Annotated in this window: 14 protein-coding genes; 9 read left to right on the plus strand and 5 right to left on the minus strand. The window is 63.8% G+C overall.

All coding sequences use genetic code 11. The features are described from left to right. Positions 1-13 precede the first annotated feature (13 nt). From PAN31108_RS01945 to PAN31108_RS01955, 3 genes are all read right to left on the minus strand, one after another. Complete coding sequence (locus PAN31108_RS01945; protein ID WP_150667208.1) at positions 14-1,240, minus strand: DUF1501 domain-containing protein; 1,227 nt, start codon at positions 1,238-1,240, stop codon at positions 14-16. 40 nt (positions 1,241-1,280) lie between these two features. Continuing rightward, the gene (locus PAN31108_RS01950) at positions 1,281-2,813 is read right to left on the minus strand and encodes a DUF1800 domain-containing protein (RefSeq protein WP_370819558.1); all 1,533 of its coding nucleotides are present in this window, start codon (positions 2,811-2,813) and stop codon (positions 1,281-1,283) included. Positions 2,814-3,089: 276 nt separating this feature from the next. Continuing rightward, positions 3,090-3,416, minus strand: coding sequence for a hypothetical protein (locus PAN31108_RS01955; RefSeq protein WP_150667210.1), 327 nt, complete (start codon positions 3,414-3,416; stop codon positions 3,090-3,092). Between the two features lie 168 nt (positions 3,417-3,584). Between PAN31108_RS01955 and ompR the strand changes: the two genes are divergently transcribed. The 4 genes from ompR to PAN31108_RS01975 all read left to right on the plus strand — a co-directional run bounded on the left by ompR (position 3,585) and on the right by PAN31108_RS01975 (position 7,208). Beyond that, a complete protein-coding gene (ompR, locus tag PAN31108_RS01960) occupies positions 3,585-4,310 on the plus strand; it encodes an osmolarity response regulator transcription factor OmpR (RefSeq protein ID WP_010808867.1) in 726 nt (241 codons plus the stop codon). A gap of 180 nt (positions 4,311-4,490) precedes the next feature. Then, entirely contained in the window at positions 4,491-5,831 is a 1,341-nt protein-coding gene (locus PAN31108_RS01965; protein WP_150667211.1) for an ATP-binding protein, read from the plus strand. 241 nt (positions 5,832-6,072) lie between these two features. Beyond that, positions 6,073-6,621 (plus strand): peroxiredoxin, encoded by a 549-nt coding sequence (locus PAN31108_RS01970; protein WP_150667212.1) that lies wholly within the window; start codon positions 6,073-6,075, stop codon positions 6,619-6,621. Positions 6,622-6,680: 59 nt separating this feature from the next. Continuing rightward, on the plus strand, positions 6,681-7,208 hold the full coding sequence (locus tag PAN31108_RS01975; RefSeq protein WP_150667213.1) for a carboxymuconolactone decarboxylase family protein: 528 nt from the start codon (positions 6,681-6,683) through the stop codon (positions 7,206-7,208). A 331-nt stretch (positions 7,209-7,539) separates the two neighbouring features. Here PAN31108_RS01975 and ispF read toward each other — a convergent pair whose 3' ends face one another. Beyond that, positions 7,540-8,070, minus strand: a complete 531-nt coding sequence (gene ispF / locus PAN31108_RS01980) for a 2-C-methyl-D-erythritol 2,4-cyclodiphosphate synthase (protein WP_150667214.1) — start codon at positions 8,068-8,070, stop codon at positions 7,540-7,542. 71 nt (positions 8,071-8,141) lie between these two features. Continuing rightward, positions 8,142-8,873, minus strand: coding sequence for a 2-C-methyl-D-erythritol 4-phosphate cytidylyltransferase (ispD, locus tag PAN31108_RS01985; RefSeq protein ID WP_150667215.1), 732 nt, complete (start codon positions 8,871-8,873; stop codon positions 8,142-8,144). 109 nt (positions 8,874-8,982) lie between these two features. Between ispD and mfd the strand changes: the two genes are divergently transcribed. The 5 genes from mfd (at position 8,983) to PAN31108_RS02010 (ending at position 17,824) form a co-directional block, all read left to right on the plus strand. After that, positions 8,983-12,447, plus strand: a complete 3,465-nt coding sequence (gene mfd, locus PAN31108_RS01990) for a transcription-repair coupling factor (RefSeq protein ID WP_150667216.1) — start codon at positions 8,983-8,985, stop codon at positions 12,445-12,447. Positions 12,448-12,761: 314 nt separating this feature from the next. After that, the gene (gene argE / locus PAN31108_RS01995; RefSeq protein ID WP_150667217.1) at positions 12,762-13,976 is read left to right on the plus strand and encodes an acetylornithine deacetylase; all 1,215 of its coding nucleotides are present in this window, start codon (positions 12,762-12,764) and stop codon (positions 13,974-13,976) included. A gap of 306 nt (positions 13,977-14,282) precedes the next feature. Continuing rightward, positions 14,283-15,569, plus strand: a complete 1,287-nt coding sequence (locus tag PAN31108_RS02000) for an MFS transporter (protein WP_150667218.1) — start codon at positions 14,283-14,285, stop codon at positions 15,567-15,569. An 88-nt stretch (positions 15,570-15,657) separates the two neighbouring features. Continuing rightward, the gene (locus PAN31108_RS02005; protein ID WP_150667219.1) at positions 15,658-16,686 is read left to right on the plus strand and encodes a threonine/serine dehydratase family protein; all 1,029 of its coding nucleotides are present in this window, start codon (positions 15,658-15,660) and stop codon (positions 16,684-16,686) included. 112 nt (positions 16,687-16,798) lie between these two features. Then, entirely contained in the window at positions 16,799-17,824 is a 1,026-nt protein-coding gene (locus PAN31108_RS02010; RefSeq protein WP_150667220.1) for an ornithine cyclodeaminase family protein, read from the plus strand. Positions 17,825-17,828: the final 4 nt, after the last annotated feature.

Here is a 17,828-nt window from a genome sequence, read left to right on the forward strand (position 1 = left end):
GCCAATGCCCCGCTCAAACCCGCAACACGTCCAACGGCTTGAACGCTCCGCCAAGGATGGATTGCGGGTTCAATCCCCACCAGCGTTGCAGCACCGTGGCGTACACCTCCCGGAAATCGACCGCGAACGGCAAGTTGCCGTTGCCGTCCAACTGATCCAGTCTCGGCACGTCGCCGTACAAACCGCCTCGCACACGCCCACCCGCAATGAAGTGCGGCGCAACCGTGCCGTGATCCGTCCCACTACTCTGGTTCTCTCGCGGACGTCGCCCGAACTCCGCATACGTCACGATTAGCGTCGAGCGCCAACGATTCAGCTCCGTCAACCCCGCCCGCAACGCCATCATCCCCTGCGACAACTGACGCAACAGATTCGCCTGCTGCCCCGGCTGGTTCTGATGCGTGTCGAAGCCGTTAAGCGTCAGACGCAACACCGCAACGCCACGCCCCGCCTGCGGCACCCCCGCCGACGAATCCGCCGCCGCCACCACCTGCAACGCCGTCTTCACCACATTCCCGAACGCGCCCTGCGGCATCGGCGTGCGTAATACATACTGCCCCTGACGGGGACGCAAACCGTCCGCCGCCTTGACGATATCGTTCTCCACCCGCAGCACATGCGCCAACGCCGGGTTGCTCACCTGCGCCGCATTGGCCGACGCCAGATTCGCGTCACGCAAAAACTGCGCAGGATTCGTCAGCGTTACCGCCCGCGCGCCACCGCCAAGCGGCCCAAGCTCCGCGCTTCCGACGATCACACCGTCCGCATCGAACCCCGCGGGCACCGCCTGCTCGGCGAACGCGCGCGATAACCAACCGTCTCGCAAATACTCGTCCGAGCGCGACGCCGTATTCCATATCTCGATCGACCGGAAGTGCGACAGATTCGGCTGCGGATATCCCACCCCCTGCACGATCGCCAACTCATTCGCCTGCCACATCGGCAACAACGCCCGCATCTCCGGATGCAAACCACTGCCTTCGTCCAACTGCACCACCTGCTCACGCTTGACGCCAATATTCGGGCGCAAGCGCAGATACATCGGATCAGCATACGGGATGACGGTGTTCAACCCGTCATTGCCCCCTTTCAATTCGATCAGTATCAGCAGATTGTCGTAGTTGCCCCCCATACCCGGTGCGCCCGCAGACAGGTTGTGCGTGGCCGCCAACACCGGCGTCGGGGTCAGCCACGCGGCACCGAGGCCACCGGCGAAACTCAGAAAATCACGTCGTCGCATCTCTCACCTCTCATGACTCACCTGGCCGCACCGCATCGCGTTACTTCAGTTGATACGCCGGATCCATCAGCAACGCCTGCAAATAGGCCGCGCTGCTCACACCGACAGCCTGCGGCGCTGCCGGAGCAAACGGCAACACGCTCCGCTGCAACGCCTCGCGCGACGCCTCGTCAGGAACATCGACCGGGCCCAGCGCGTAAGGTTGCAACCAGCGAGACAGGTCGAAGCGCACGCCAGCCACCGTGCGCGGCATCGGCTGGCCCGGCCGAAGCGCCACGCGCTGCACACGCTCACGTGTCGGCGCCGTCGGCATCTGCGACATCGATGGCGACAACATCGTCGACGGACCACCCGCATTCGCATTCTCCGTCGCCCGAAACATCCGCTCGACGAACTGCTTGCGCGCCAGCAACGTGGTGCTGTCGATCCACGTCTCGCCGCCCGGCCAGCCCTTCACATTCGGAGGACGGAACAGGTCCTGCCCCAATACTCGCATCTGCTGCGCCAGCATCTGCGGATCGTCGTAGCCGATATCGAACGCCCGCACGGTGTCCGTCACAAACTCCGATGGCGACTTCACCAGCGTACCGCGTGTTTGCATGTCCCAGAAAGCAGGCGTGAGCAACAAGGCGCGCATCGCCACCTTGATGTCGTAGCCGCTCGCGCGAAACGCACTCGCGATCCGTCCGACCTGCGCCGGGTCGGGAGTCGGCGAGACAAACTCGCGCCACAATTTGCCAACGACGAACGTCGCAGTCTCGGGACGCGCCAACAAAATGTCGAGCACCTGATCCCCATCGAAGTCGCCCGTCTGATTCAACACGGTCTTGGCGCCGGTGTCATGCACATTGGCCCGCCACAGATATGTCATTGACGCGCGGTCGATGCTCCAGCCCGTGTAAGCGCGCGCCGCTTCGCGCACGTCCTGCTCGGTGTAATGCCCTTCACCGAGCGTGAACAGTTCCATGACTTCGCGCGCAAAATTCTCGTTCGGACGCCCCTTGCGGCTTCCGGCCCCGTCCAGATAGATGAGCATCGCCGGATCTTTCGACACGTCGTGCAGCATCTGCCCAAAGTTGCCAAGCGCATTCGCCCTCAGCAGCACATTCTGCCGGTACAGCACAATCGGCTCACGCACCTTGTCGTCGCTGGACACGAAATGGTTATGCCAGAACATCGTCATGCGCTCGGTCAGCGGCGACGGCGTGGTCGCCATCTCCTGCGCCCACCACGCCGAGAGCGACGCCGCCATGCGATTGCGTCGCTCGTTCACCTCGCGACGCTCGTCAGCCGTCTTCGTCCTGGCAGGCGCACCGTCGAGCGGCGGCTCGCCGGACCAGACGGGCGGCGGCGTCACTGCGGTGCAGCGCGTCTGCGAGAGCAGCCGGTCGACGGCCTGCGCTCGCGTCAACCCGACGAACGGCGCCAGTTCGCGCGAATCCGGTGCATAGCCGGTTCGGGTGAGCAGGTAGCGGGCATCGTCTGCCGTTAATGACGCCGATGGGGCCAATGGAGGCAACCGGGGGGATGAACGTATCGGCACGTCAGCCCCCGGTTTTGCGGACTTCGGCACCGTGACATGCCCGGGTTGCGCAGTCCGGTTCCCGTCCGGCAGACGCGAATCGGCAGCTTGTGCTGCGGGCGCACCAATGCACCAGACAAACCCGGCGGCGGCCACCGCACCGAAAACATGCCGCTTTTCAAAGGCGCAAAAAAAGCCAGCGTCGGCAGCAGCTGGCGGATGTCGTTTCGGCTTCATGGCACGCTCGCGTCAAAGAGGGATCACTGGCGTTTTCAAGGGAAGCGTGGGATCGGCATGGACGGGCGCAAGCGCGCGTCGTATCCCATATCAGTGGCTGTAGAGTTCACGCACGGCGTCTTGAATATGTTGACGCAGCAGTCGCCGGTCTTCCGGCGACATATGCCCATTGGGACGGCGTCCCGGCGGCGGGTTCGGGAGATCGTCGTTGCGACGGTCGGCCTGAGAATCGTTCTGCGGCGCCTTCTTCGACGGATTGCGCGGCGACGGCGCGGGGGCGGCATGCTGCACATGCGACCCGCCCGCACCCTGGGCCTGCGTACTGAAATGCGCTACGGGACGGGCATAGGTCACGCCCAGGTGTCCCCAGAGCATGATTCCCCCGAACAGTAGCGTCAACTCAGCAGCCCATCTCATCTTGTGCGTATGTCCTTCATGCCATACGGCTGTTTTCGCCCTGGCAGGGCTGCAAGTGTACCCACTGCCTATGGTCAGCGCACAAGCCGTAGGGTAAATTGTGTAACCCTTTGTAACCCGCTTTGGCGGTCTCCTCAGTTCGCAACATTTCGGGCTAAGATACGTGGCATGGAAAACAAAAACTCTCCCAAAATTCTGGTTGTCGACGACGATCCGCGCCTGCGCGACCTGCTTCGTCGTTACCTCGGAGAACAGGGTTTCAATGTCTTTGTCGCCGAGAATGCGACGGCTATGAACAAGCTGTGGGTGCGCGAGCGTTTCGACCTGCTCGTGCTGGACCTGATGCTCCCCGGTGAAGACGGTCTTTCGATTTGTCGCCGCCTGCGTGGCGCCAACGATCGCACGCCGATCATCATGTTAACGGCCAAAGGCGAGGATGTCGACCGAATCGTCGGCCTCGAAATGGGCGCCGATGATTACCTGCCGAAACCGTTCAATCCCCGCGAGCTTGTCGCACGTATCCACGCTGTGCTGCGCCGTCAGGCACCGCCCGAATTGCCCGGCGCGCCCAGCGAAACCATGGAGACGTTCGAGTTCGGCGACTTCGCCCTGAACCTCGCTACGCGTACGCTCACGAAGAACGGTCAGGAAATCGCACTCACGACGGGTGAGTTCTCCGTGCTGAAGGTGTTCGCGCGTCATCCGCGTCAACCGCTCTCGCGAGAAAAGCTCATGGAGCTTGCGCGTGGGCGTGAGTACGAAGTCTTCGACCGAAGCCTCGATGTGCAGATCTCGCGCCTGCGCAAACTCATCGAGCCGGATCCGGGCAGCCCTCGCTTCATTCAAACGGTCTGGGGCCTCGGTTACGTATTTATCCCGGACGGCGGCGCGTGATCGGCCGTCATCACGTCTCACGCTTCGAAACGACGCCGGTCGCCATGCTGTCCCACACCGGCGTCATGTCTTGCGTTTCATCGTCTTCCATGCGGTTCGACGTGGTTTCCCCGAGCCCCCGCCCCGCCGTGCTTCGAATGTCCCGACACGCTCAAGCCACGCATTAGACGGAGCAACCCCATGCATCCGATACGGATGGTACGCGGGCTGTTCGGCGGTCTGTTCTGGCGTACCTTTTTCCTCATCGCCCTGCTCATCGGCGTCAGCCTTGCCGCCTGGTATCAGAGCTTTCGCGTCATCGAGCGCGAACCGCGCGCGCAACGCGTCGCGCAGCAACTCGTCTCCATCGTCAAGCTCACCCGCACCGCTCTGCTCTACTCGGAGCCGGACCTGCGACGCGCATTGCTCCAGGATCTGGAAAGCAACGAAGGCATTCGGGTGTACCCCCGTGAGCCGGCCGACGCCGTCGAGAAGCCGCGCGCCGGTGTGGTGCAGGACCTGATCGTGCGCGACGTGCAGCGGCGACTCGGCACCGACACGGTCATCGCCGCGGCGGTCAACGAGATTCCCGCCATGTGGATCAGCTTCAAGATCGACGAAGACGATTACTGGGTCGCCATCGAACAAGACCGGATCGACACGGCCACCGGCCTCCAGCTCTTCAGTTGGGGGACGTTCGCCCTCGCGCTCTCGCTCATCGGCGCCGCCTTCATCACCGCGCTGGTGAACCGTCCGTTCGCCAGACTGGCGCACGCCGCACGCGCCATCGGCGAAGGACAACGCCCCGAACCGCTGCCCGAGCGCGGCATGGGCGAAGCCGCCGAAGCCAACCGCAGTTTCAACCAGATGGTGCAGGAACTCGACCGGCTCGAGGCCGACCGCGCGCTGATGCTCGCGGGCATCTCGCACGATCTGCGCACACCGCTCGCGCGCCTGCGACTGGAGACGGAGATGAGCCCGTCGGACGAGACGGTCAAGCGCGACATGATCAGCGACATCGAGCAAATGGACGAAATCATCGGCCGCTTCCTCGACTACGCCCGCCCCGCCTCGCGCACGACGCAATCCATCGACCTTTCGGAAGTCGCACGCGATACGGCCGCGAATTTCGAGGGGCGCGAAGATTTGAATCTGAGCGTCGAGCTGGCCGATACCGCCCCCGTACTCGCCGAGCGCACAGACCTGAAACGTCTGCTCACGAACCTGATCGAAAACGCCCGCAAGTACGGTCGCGACGCCCGGACCGACATCGCCAACGTCCATATCACCACGCGAATCCTCGGAGAGCGCGTGGAGATGCGCGTGCGCGATACCGGGCCCGGCATCCCCGAAGAACAATTGCACCTCGTTTTCCGCCCGTTCTATCGCGTGGACACCGCGCGCACGAAAGCGGACGGCACCGGCCTGGGCATGGCGATCGTCCAGCGCATCGCAACGCGCTACAAAGGGCATGCCTCGCTGCGTAACGTTCGTCCGGGATCCGGGCTTGAAATCATCGTGTCATTTCCGCTTGCTAAATAAGTGTTTGATGCCAGGCGGCGAAAATTTGGCTATGCTCAAGGTTTGGCGGCACGCCATGTCGCAAAATCCTATCGACGGGATTTGTTTTAGCTATCCCCCACATAAAATAAAGCTATTGCTATCATAGTATTGATAGCGTATACTGCTTTGGTTGACCGGGAGCGCGTGAACTCGGTCAGTTGCCAGTTGCGATGTCCCTGCGGCGTCACGACATAAACCGCACTAAATTTAGGAGTAATCGATGAAGACTGTCGGCGATAAACTCGAAGCATTCTCGGTCGAAGCTGCCAAGCCGGGTTTCAACAACCACGAAGAAAACGGCCAGTCGGCTTTCGAAACGATCACGGAAGCCTCGTTCCCGGGCAAGTGGAAGATCATTTACTTCTACCCGAAGGACTTCACCTTCGTGTGCCCGACCGAAATCGTGGAATTCGGCAAGCTGGCCAAGGCATTCGAAGAGCGCGATGCCGTGCTGCTCGGCGGTTCGGGCGACAACGAATTCGTGAAGCTGGCATGGCGCCGCGAGCACAAGGACCTGAACAAGCTGAACCACTACGCGTTCGGCGACACGACCGGTGCGCTGATCGACCAACTGGGCGTGCGTGACAAGGCAGCAGGCGTGGCACTGCGTGCAACGTTCATCGTTGACCCGGACAACGTCATTCAGCACGTGTCGGTGAACAACCTGAACGTCGGCCGTAACCCGGAAGAAGTGCTGCGTATTCTGGACGGCCTGCAAACGGACGAACTCTGCCCGTGCAACCGCGCGGTCGGCGGTGCAACGCTGTAAGCGTCGTTTCGAAGCCCGCGTAAGCGGGCTTTTTCAGCCCAAAGCAATAGGAGAAATTTATGGAATTCCTCACTGCGATTAAGGAACAGATTCCTGACTACGCCAAGGACATCCGCCTCAACCTCGACGGCACCATCGCCCGCTCCTCGCTCGAAGGCAACGATGCCGTGGGTGTGGCGCTGGCTGCGGCCTTCGCCGCCAAGAGCCAGCCGATCGTCAAAGCGATCCGCGAAGCCGGCGTGCTCGCCCCGGAAGAGCTTGAAGGCGCGTTGACCGCCGCCGCGCTCATGGGTATGAACAACACGTGGTACCCGTATCTCGAGATGGCCGACAATGCCGAGCTCAAGAACGAGAAAGCCCAGTTGCGCATGAACGGCTACGCCACGCGCGGCGGGGTCGATCAGCGTCGCTTCGAGATGTACGCACTGGCGGCGTCCATCGTCGGCAAATGCCATTTCTGCGTGAAGTCGCACGCGCACCTGCTCAGCGCCGAACACGGCATGAGCACCGCGCAATTGCGTGACGTGGGCCGTATCGCGGCAGTCGTCAACGCCGCTGCTCAGGTCATCGCAGCAGAGGCCGCTTAAGCGAGTCAGATGAATCAAGTGGCGTCAGCGGCTGACGCAGATTGAGCCACTCAAGCGATTCAAGCGATTCAAGCGGCTCAAGTGATTTAAGTGATTTAAGTCATTTAAGCGACGAGTGAGCCGCGAGAGCCGTCCGAGTCGCCCCAAGCGACGCGGGCGGCTCGGCATATGCAGGCCACTTCGGCCAAATCAGGCCGGCCGCTCGACGACGGGATCCGCCGTCGTGAAGCCAGCCAGCAAAACGGCGCTGCCGGATGCTTCCGGTAGCGCCGTTTTTGCATGCTCGCCCCCCAGGGCGAGGGGCACACGCCGCCGCCCTGCACTTGCCTGCTCAGCGACCGATCAGCAATGCGGCCGCCTGCGCTTCGATCCCTTCCTGGCGGCCGAGGTAGCCCAGCTTCTCGTTCGTCTTCGCCTTCACGTTGACCTGACCGACGCTCACGCCCAGCGCATCGGCAATGGACTGCGTCATCGCGGCGATGTGCGGCGCGAGCTTGGGCGCCTGAGCAATCACCGTGCAATCGACGTTCAGGATCTCGTAGCCCTGCTCGCGAACGCGGCGCATTGCCTCCTTGAGCAGCACGACGCTGTTCGCGCCCTTGAAGGTCGGATCGGTGTCCGGGAAATGACGGCCGATGTCACCCAGCGCCGCCGCGCCGAGCACGGCGTCGGTAATCGCGTGCAGCAGCACGTCGGCGTCGGAGTGGCCGAGCAGACCGCGCTCGAACGGAATCGTCACGCCGCCCATCACGAGCGGACGGCCCGGCACGAGCGCGTGCACGTCATACCCCTGCCCGATACGCAGCCTGGAGAACGGTACCTGCGAGGCAAGTGAGACGGGGGAAACAGCTTGTTCAGTCATGTGGAATCGCCAGATGCGGAAATACGATGTGCCGGATCCGTCGGACCCGGCGGTGCGGAACGGTCGAGCGCTCAGGCAGACCTGGCCGTGCCGAGAAATGCCTCGGCGAGCGCGAAGTCTTCGGGATACGTCACCTTGAAGTTGCGCAGGCTGCCGCGCACGAGCTTCGGCGCATGACCGATGCGCTCGATGGCGCTGGCCTCGTCCGTAACTTCGGCGCCGGCGGCGAGGGCATCTTCCAATGCGTGACGCAGCATGCCGAGACGGAACATCTGCGGGGTCTGCGCCTGCCACAGACCATCGCGCGACTCGGTCGCCCCAATGGCGGCCAGGGCCGTCAGCTCGCGCTTGCCGGTCGCCGTCTGCTCGCGCTTGAGCGTATCCGCGACAGGCAACGCCAGAATACCGCCGACGGGATCGTCGCGCAGCGCACCAACGAGCGTGCGGATCAACTCCGGCGTGATGCCGGGACGCGCAGCGTCGTGCACGAGCACCCAGTCGCTGTCCTGCGCGCCGAACTCGGTGAGCGCCTGAAGGCCGCCCAGCACCGACGCATGACGCGACGGCCCGCCACAGCGGCGCACCGCGAAACGCAGCGTGCCGAAACGTCGTCCATCGAAGTGATTGTCGTCAGGCGCAAGCACCAGTACGGTCTGCGCGAACTCGGAACACGCGTCGAACGCCGCGAGCGCGTAATGAAGCATGGGACGTCCGCCAACGCTTCGGTATTGCTTGGGCACGTCGGCCCCGGCGCGTACACCGGCCCCGGCGCACGGGATCACGGCAAAAAGTCGGTCGCTCACGATAAAACGCAGGTAAGGAGAAAGCAGGGATTTTATAATAGACACCGACTGTCACGGGGCCCCATGCCGATGGAGCCCCGTGCTTTGCCATTTCTGCAACGTTTTTCCTATGTCCGCCGCCAACGCCTTATCCCGTAATACCGTGCCTGTGCCGCTCGTGAAAGCGGGACAGCGCTACGCTTTCCCCGGCTCGCACGCATCGAGCGACGCCCTGCTCATTGCCCGCTACTTCGAAGAGAATCGCGAGCGCCTGCCGCTGCTGGCCGTCGTGTGCGCGCAAGCCACCGACGCATTGCGCCTTCAGCAGGAACTCAAGTGGTGCGCGCCCGACGCCCGGGTCCGTCTGCTCCCCGATTGGGAAACACTCCCTTACGACACCTTCTCGCCCCACCAGGATCTGGTCTCCGAGCGGCTGGCCACGCTGCACGATCTCGGCGAGAAGCGCTGCGACATCGTGCTGGTGCCCGCCACCACGGCGCTCTACCGCATGGCCCCGGCAAGCTTCATGGCGGCCTACACGTTCTTCTTCACGCAAGGCGAGCGCCTCGACGGAGCGCGTCTGAAGTCGCAACTGACGCTCGCCGGCTACGAGCACGTGAGTCAGGTGATGCGCCCCGGCGAATACTGCGTACGCGGCGGCATGATCGATCTCTACCCGATGGGCTCGGCGCTGCCGTATCGTCTCGACCTCTTCGACGACACGGTCGACAGCATTCGCGCGTTCGACCCCGATACGCAGCGCAGCCTTTATCCGGTGAAGGAAGTCCGCCTGCTGCCCGGTCGCGAATTCCCTTTCGACGAGCCCGCACGCACGGCCTTCCGTGGCCGCTGGCGTGAAGTCTTCGAAGGCGACCCGAGCCGCAGTCCGATCTACAAGGACATCGGCAGCGGCGTGCCCTCCGCCGGCATCGAGTATTACCTGCCGCTGTTCTTCGAAGAGACGGCAACGCTCTTTCACTACCTGCCGGCCGATGCGCACCTCGTGTTCGTCGGCGATCTCGACGCGGCCATCAACCGCTTCTGGAACGACACGCGTCAGCGCTACAACTTCCTGTCGCATGACCGCGAACGTCCCGTATTGCCGCCCGAGCAACTGTTCCTGCTCGATCAGGACTTCTTCACGCTCGCCAAACCGTTCGCCCGCCTGACGCTGCCCACGCCCGGCGACGGCAGCTGGGCCATTGCGTTGCCGCCGCTGGCGGTCAACCGTCGCGCAGACGACCCGCTCGCCGCCCTGCGCGCGTACCTCGCCCGCACGCCCGCGCGCGTGCTGCTGTGCGCCGACTCGGCCGGACGTCGCGAGACGCTCCTGCAACTGCTGCACGACAACGACCTGCGCCCCGCGAACGTCGAATCGCTCGAAGACTTTCTGACGTCGGACAAGCGCTTCTGCATCGGCGTCGCGCCTCTGGCCGCCGGCTTCCTGTTGCCGGCGGAAGACCTCGCGTTCGTCACCGAAAACGAACTGTACGAGGGGCTTGCACGACGGGCGGGCAAGCGTCGTCAGGAACAGGCGACCTCCGTCGATTCGATGGTGCGCGATCTCGCCGAATTGAAGGTCGGCGACCCGGTCGTACACAGTCAGCACGGCATCGGCCGCTATCACGGTCTGGTGAGCATGGATCTCGGCGAGGGCGAGACCGAATTCCTGCATCTCGAATACTCGGGCGACAGCAAGCTGTACGTGCCGGTCTCGCAGTTGCATCTGATCTCGCGCTACAGCGGCTCGGACCCCGACACCGCCCCGTTGCACTCGCTGGGCTCCGGCCAGTGGGAGAAGGCCAAGCGCAAGGCGGCCCAGCAGATCCGGGATACCGCCGCCGAGTTGCTCAACCTCTATGCGCGTCGCGCCGCGCGCTCGGGCTACGCCTTCACGTTGTCGCCGCGTGAGTACGAGAAGTTCGCGGACAGCTTCGGCTTCGAAGAAACCCCGGATCAGGCCGCGGCCATCGCCGCCGTGATGGGCGACATGACCAGTGGCCGCCCGATGGACCGCCTGGTGTGTGGCGACGTCGGCTTCGGCAAGACCGAGGTCGCCCTGCGCGCGGCCTTCATCGCCGTACTCGACGGCAAGCAGGTCGCGATTCTCGCGCCGACCACGCTGCTCGCCGAACAACACGCACAGACCTTCTCCGACCGCTTTGCCGACTGGCCGGTGCGCATCGCCGAACTTTCCCGCTTCAAGACGGCCAAGGAAGTGAACGCCAGCGTGAAGGCCATCAACGAGGGGCAGGTCGACATCGTCATCGGCACGCACAAGCTGCTCTCGAACGATATCCAGTTCCAGCGGCTGGGCCTCGTGATCATCGACGAAGAGCACCGCTTCGGCGTCCGTCAGAAAGAAGCCCTCAAAGCGCTGCGCGCCGAAGTGGACATGCTCACGCTGACCGCCACGCCGATCCCCCGTACGCTGGGCATGGCGCTCGAAGGCCTGCGCGACTTCTCGGTGATCGCCACCGCCCCTCAGAAGCGTCTGGCGATCAAGACGTTCGTGCGACGCGAGGAAGACGGCGTGATTCGCGAAGCCATGCTGCGCGAACTCAAACGCGGCGGACAAGTGTATTTCCTTCACAACGAGGTGGAGACGATCGAGAACCGCAAGGCGCAACTCGAAGCGCTGGTGCCCGAAGCGCGCATCGTCGTCGCCCACGGTCAGATGCACGAGCGCGATCTCGAACGCGTGATGCGCGACTTCGTGACCCAGCGCGCCAACGTGTTGCTGTGCACGACCATCATCGAAACAGGGATCGACGTGCCCACGGCCAACACGATCCTGATGCACCGCGCCGACAAGTTCGGCCTCGCGCAGTTGCACCAGTTGCGTGGCCGTGTCGGGCGCTCGCATCACCAGGCGTACGCCTATCTGCTTGTGCATGACCCGAAATCGCTCACCAAGCAGGCACAGCGCCGTCTCGAAGCCATTCAGCAGATGGAAGAACTCGGCGCTGGCTTCTACCTCGCGATGCACGATCTGGAAATTCGCGGCGCCGGCGAAGTGCTGGGCGACAAGCAGTCAGGCGAGATCCACGAGATCGGCTTCCAGTTGTACACCGACATGTTGGCCGACGCGGTGAGCGCCCTGAAAGCGGGACGCGAGCCCGATCTCACGGCGCCGCTCGCCGCAACCACGGAGATCAACCTGCACGTGCCCGCGATCCTGCCGAGCGACTATTGCGGCGATGTTCAGGAGCGTCTCTCGCTGTACAAGCGTCTGGCCAACGGCACGCACACCGATGCCATCGACACGATCCAGGAGGAACTCGTCGACCGCTTCGGCAAGCTGCCGCAACAAGCGCAAGCGCTCATCGAAACGCACCGTCTGCGTCTGCTGGCCAAGCCGCTGGGCATCGTCAAGATCGACGCGAGCGAGGAAGCCATTGCGCTGCAATTCGAGCCGACGCCCGCCGTCGACCCGATGCGCATCATCGAGCTCGTGCAGAAGCATCGGCACGTCAAACTTGCCGGGCAGGACAAGCTGCGCATCGAAGCCAAACATGCGCAACTGACCGACCGCGTGCGCGCCATCAAGGACACGCTGCGCGCGCTCGGTTCGCCGGGAGCGAAGGCCGCCTGAATCGGTGCCGGCCCGACAGATCCCATGCACACGACATCGCCGCGCCCCATCGGTCTGGCGAGCGAATGAAACCGGCGAACGTCGTGTGCAACGCAGCAATTGTTTCCTTACCCCTTTCGCGCACGTCCGGGCAAAGCCGCGCCCGGCGTGCCCGCCCTGCGCTCCCGCCACACGTTCCTGCCGCACTTTCCCGCGAGGCAAGAATGGTTGTTCACACAACCTTTTACCTCTAAATTATTTTTGAGTAACATTTCCCAGTAGCAATACGTAAGAGACGTATTACACGTATGACTGGAAGATTCACGGAGATTCGAATGACAAGCGCTTCCCAAGCTATCGCCCCGCAGGCCACCACCGAGGCTCAACCGGCATCGCTCGACTGGATCACGAAGCTGGTCAGCATCGACACCACGAGCCGCGAATCGAACCTCGGCCTGATCGAGACGGTGCGCGACAGCCTCAAACATGCCGGCGTCGAGCCGTGGTTGTCGTTCGATGCCACCCAGCGCAAGGCCAACCTTTTCGTCACGCTGCCCGCCGCCGACGGCAACACGCAAGGCGGCATCGTCCTCTCGGGTCATACCGACGTGGTGCCGGTCGACGGCCAGCCGTGGGACACCGATCCGTTCAAGCCGGTCGTGCGCGACGGCAACTTGTATGGCCGCGGCACGTGCGACATGAAGGGCTTCATCGGCTCGGTCATGACGATGCTGCCGGAGATGCGCGACGCCAAGCTCAAGACACCCTTCCACTTCGCTTTTTCGTACGACGAAGAAATCGGCTGCGTCGGCGCGCCGGTAATGCTCGCCGAACTGCGGGAGCGCGGCATCCGCCCGGACGGCTGTATCGTCGGCGAGCCGACGAGCATGCGCGTAATCGTCGCGCACAAGGGCATCAACGCCTACCAGTGCTGCGTGCGCGGTCACGCGGCGCACTCGTCGCTCACGCCGAAGGGTTCGAACGCCATCGAATACGCGGCGCGCCTGATCTGCTACATCCGCGATCTGGCCGATCACTTCAAGCAGAACGGCCCGTTCGACGAACTGTTCGACGTGCCGTTCACCACGGCGCAAACGGGCACGATTTCGGGCGGTATCGCCCTGAACACGATCCCGGCGCTGTGCGAATTCGTCTTCGAATACCGCAACCTGCCGGGCGTGGACGCAGAAGGTATTTTCCAGCGCATTCAGGAATACGCCGTCAACGAACTGGTGCCGAAGATGCAGAAGGAGCATCCGAACGCCGGCATCGAGTTCAAGAAGATCGCTGCGGCCCCGGCCCTGGACGCCTCGGAGCAAGACGCCATCACCCAACTGGTGCGCGCCCTGACGAAGGACACCGACAAGCGCAAGGTCGCTTACGGCACCGAAGCGGGACAGTTTCAACTGGCCGGGGTGCCGTCGATCGTGTGCGGCCCGGGCAACATCGAACAGGCCCACAAGCCCAACGAATTCGTCTCGCTCGAACAGATTGCACAGTGCGAGTCGTTCCTGCGCAAGCTGATTCGCAGCAACACCGTCGGCGCCTGATCGTGACGTCCGGCCTGAATCGCTTCGGACCGGACGCCCATCTCACGCGACGCAACGCTACGCGGGCCGTATTCCGTTTGCCGGATGCGGCCCGTTGACTTCGCGGCAGTCATTGCCGCCCCGGTGGCGCGGCTTCGCCCGCAGTCGGTGGAAGACAGGAAGTAAGCGGTAGGAAGTACGAAGTAGAAAGTACGAGGCAGGAAGTACAACGCAGGACGCAGTATCAGACGCCTAAAAAAGGCGCACAGGACATTCATCCGCAAGATAACAAGCACGTACATCAGACAGGTTCTGGAGATCTCGCCCATGAGCGCAAGCGCATCCCCCAACGCGGCGGCACCCCTCGCCCGCACTTCCCCGCACGCCTGGCGTGTGATCGTATCGGCCTCGATCGGTAATGCGCTCGAGTGGTTCGATCTCGTGGTGTACGGCTTCTTCGCCGTGACCATCGCCAAGCTGTTTTTCCCCACGGGCAACGATACCGTTTCGTTGCTGCTCACGCTGGGCACCTTCGGGGTGTCGTTCTTCATGCGTCCGCTGGGCGCCATCGTGATCGGCGCATACGCCGACCGTGCAGGACGCAAGGCCGCCCTCACCCTATCGATTTTGCTGATGATGGTCGGCACGCTGCTCATCGCGATCATGCCGACGTACTCGGCCATCGGTGTGCTCGCGCCCGTGGGCATCGTCATCGCGCGTATGGTGCAGGGCTTTTCGGCCGGCGGCGAGTTTGGCAGCGCCACGGCGTTTCTGGCCGAGCACGCCCCGCAGCGTCGCGGCTTCTTCTCCAGCTGGCAAGTCGCCTCGCAAGGCCTCACCACGCTGCTGGCCGCCGGCTTCGGGGCATTGCTCACCGGTAATCTGTCGGCAGAGGCCATGGCCTCGTGGGGCTGGCGCGTGCCGTTCTTCTTCGGTCTGCTCATCGGCCCGGTGGCGTACTACATTCGACGCCGTCTGGACGAGACGCCCGAATTCCTCGATATCGAGCCCACGCAAAGCCCGCTGCGCGACACGTTTGCCAGCCAGAAGGAGCGTTTGCTGCTCGCCATCGGCGTGGTCGTGATGGCCACCGTCGCCACGTACCTTGTGCTCTATATGCCGACATACGCCGTCAAGCAACTGGGACTGCCGTCCTCGGCAGCGTTCTCGGCGGTGCTGCTTACGGGGGTCGTGCAACTGATCGTCGCGCCCATTGTCGGGCACTGGTCGGACACCCATGGCCGCATCAAGCCGATGCTTGCCGCTGCGGTGGCGCTGCTGGTGCTCGTCTACCCGATGTTCCGCTTCCTGGACGCAAACCCGACGTTCGGCTCGCTGATGGTGTTCCAGATCGTGCTGGGCCTGCTGATGACGACGTACTTCGGCGCCCTGCCCGCCCTGCTCACGGAACTGTTCCCGGTGCAGGTGCGCACGACCGGCCTCTCACTCGGCTACAACATCGCAGCGACCGTGTTCGGCGGCTTCGCACCGTTTATCATCACGTGGCTGATCGGCGCGACGGGCAACAAACTCGCCCCGAGCTTCTACCTGATCTTCGCCGCAATCATCAGCATCACCGCGCTGCTGCGCAGCCGCAAGCTGGGCCTGCGCTAAGTTCGGTGTCCCGGGCAGCGCATGCGGGTCGCCCCCCGCACCTGCCCGGCATTTCATGCGCATTCATTATTCCGGAGACACAGTTCAAGTGACGCAATCGACCCCCGCGCTGCATGCCGAGACCATCGACGGCCAACCGGTGCCGACGAAAGACGCCATCGCTGCGCTGTACGAGACGCTCAAACCCTACGCGCGCAAGACACCGGTTTTCACGCGTAACGATTTCCCGACGCTCGGCGACACCGAGGTAACGTTCAAGTACGAGCTGCTGCAAGCCTCGGGAACGTTCAAGGCGCGCGGCGCTTTCTCGAACCTGCTCTCGCTCGACGACGCGCAGCGCAAGGCGGGCGTGACGTGCGTGTCCGCAGGCAATCACGCGGTGGCCGTCGCCTACGCCGCGAAAGCGATGGGCATCGGCGCCAAGACGGTCATGCTCAAGACCGCCAGCCCTGCGCGCTCGTCGCTGTGCCGCGAGTACGGCGCGGACCTGATTCTGGCGGAGAACGTCCACGAGGCGTTCGAGATCGTCAAGCGTGTGGAGCAGGAGGAAGGCCGCTATTTCGTGCATCCGTTCAACGGATATCGCACGATTCTGGGGACGGCCACGCTCGGCTACGAATGGATCGGGCAAGCCCCGGATCTCGATGCCGTGGTCGTACCTGTCGGGGGCGGCGGACTGATCGCCGGCGTGGCCACCGCGATCAAGCTGTTCGCCCCGCATGTGAAGGTGTACGGCGTGGAGCCGGCCGGGGCCGACGCCATGGCGCAAAGCTTCGCGCAAGGCGGTCCGGTCAAGATGGGGCCGATGACCGGTATTGCCGACAGTCTGATGGCGCCGCACACGGAGCTGTACGGCTACACGCTCTGCCGCCGCCATATCGACGAACTGGTCACCGTCACCGACGACCAGATGCGCGCGGGCATGCTCACACTGTTCCGTCAATTGAAACTGGCCGTGGAGCCGGCATGTGCTGCCGCGACCGCCGCCTTGATGGGGCCGTTGCGCGACAAACTCATGGGCAAACGCGTGGGCGTGCTGCTGTGCGGGACGAACACCGACACGGCGACGTTCAACCGTCACATCGAGGCGGCCCTGGCCGCCGAGGCGAACGGCTGAGCAACCTCGGTGACTAACGCCGTGTAATGTATCGACGCGACCTGACGGTCGCGTTTTCGTTTACGATGCGCACTCGTGGCGCGACAGCCCGACACGTTCACAAGGATTACGCATGGACGCCTCCGCTGAATCCCCTTCCGTTCTGCTGCTTGACGCCGCGCAAGTCGCCGCGCTGATGCCCGTGGCCGACGCGATCCCGGTCATGTCCGACATGTTCGCCGCGCTCGCGCGCGAACAGATTCACTTGCCGCTGCGTCAGATCATTCGACCGCCGCAAGCGCTAGGCGCCAAGGGGTTGCTGGGCATGATGCCGGCGTTTCTGGGCAGTGCCGCCGGCGGTGCGGGCGTCTACGGCGCGAAGGTCGGCACGTTCTTTCCCGGCAACAGCGCGCTGGGCAAGGACCCGCATCAGGGCTGTGTCCTGCTGATGAGCGCGGAGACAGGCGAACTGCTGGCCGTCATGAACGCCGCCGAGATCACCGGCATTCGCACCGCCGCCGTCACAGGTTTGGCGACGCGCCTGCTCGCGCGTCACGATGCGTCGCGACTCGCGCTCGTCGGGGCAGGTCATCAGGCGCACTGGCAGCTCGCAGCGCTCTCAGCCGTGCGGCCACTGCAACACGTGCGTGTCGCCAGCCGCTCGCTCGCCACGGCGCAAGCGTTCGTCGACAAGGAACAACCCAACTACGCTTTCCCACTGGAAGCCGCCGAGAGCGTGGAAGCCGCCGTACGCGACGCCGATATCGTTGTGACGGTCACGAACTCGACGGACCCCGTACTGCGTGCGCAGTGGATTGCGCCGGGCACACACGTGAATCTGGTCGGCAGCAGCACGCCGCGCCATCGCGAGGCGGACACGATGCTGATGGCGCGTGCGCAACTGTTCGTCGACCGCCGGGAATCGACGCTCAACGAGTCGGGCGACTATCTGGCCGCGGCCGCCGAAGGGCGCATCGGCCCGGACGACCTCGTCGCGGAACTCGGCGAACTGGTCATTCGCGCTCACCCGGGACGCACCGACGCCGACACGGTCACGCTGTTCAAATCGCTCGGCATGGGCGCGCAGGACGTGGCGCTCGCAGCGGCGCTACATCAACGTGCGCAAACCGCCGGCAGCGGCGTGCGCGCGAAGCTGTAACCGC

Source organism: Pandoraea anhela (genome assembly GCF_902459655.1).
GTDB lineage: Bacteria > Pseudomonadota > Gammaproteobacteria > Burkholderiales > Burkholderiaceae > Pandoraea > Pandoraea anhela.

Bases quoted from the DNA above. Each gene is read 5' to 3' on its own strand.
- PAN31108_RS01970 (WP_150667212.1), top strand. From the start codon at position 6,073: ATGAAGACTGTCGGCGATAAACTCGAAGCATTCTCGGTCGAAGCTGCC.
- ispF (WP_150667214.1), bottom strand. From the start codon at position 8,070: ATGACTGAACAAGCTGTTTCCCCCGTCTCACTTGCCTCGCAGGTACCG.
- PAN31108_RS02010 (WP_150667220.1), top strand. From the start codon at position 16,799: ATGGACGCCTCCGCTGAATCCCCTTCCGTTCTGCTGCTTGACGCCGCG.
- PAN31108_RS01945 (WP_150667208.1), bottom strand. From the start codon at position 1,240: ATGCGACGACGTGATTTTCTGAGTTTCGCCGGTGGCCTCGGTGCCGCG.
- PAN31108_RS01975 (WP_150667213.1), top strand. From the start codon at position 6,681: ATGGAATTCCTCACTGCGATTAAGGAACAGATTCCTGACTACGCCAAG.
- PAN31108_RS01955 (WP_150667210.1), bottom strand. From the start codon at position 3,416: ATGAGATGGGCTGCTGAGTTGACGCTACTGTTCGGGGGAATCATGCTC.
- mfd (WP_150667216.1), top strand. From the start codon at position 8,983: ATGTCCGCCGCCAACGCCTTATCCCGTAATACCGTGCCTGTGCCGCTC.
- PAN31108_RS02000 (WP_150667218.1), top strand. From the start codon at position 14,283: ATGAGCGCAAGCGCATCCCCCAACGCGGCGGCACCCCTCGCCCGCACT.
- argE (WP_150667217.1), top strand. From the start codon at position 12,762: ATGACAAGCGCTTCCCAAGCTATCGCCCCGCAGGCCACCACCGAGGCT.
- PAN31108_RS01965 (WP_150667211.1), top strand. From the start codon at position 4,491: ATGCATCCGATACGGATGGTACGCGGGCTGTTCGGCGGTCTGTTCTGG.
- ompR (WP_010808867.1), top strand. From the start codon at position 3,585: ATGGAAAACAAAAACTCTCCCAAAATTCTGGTTGTCGACGACGATCCG.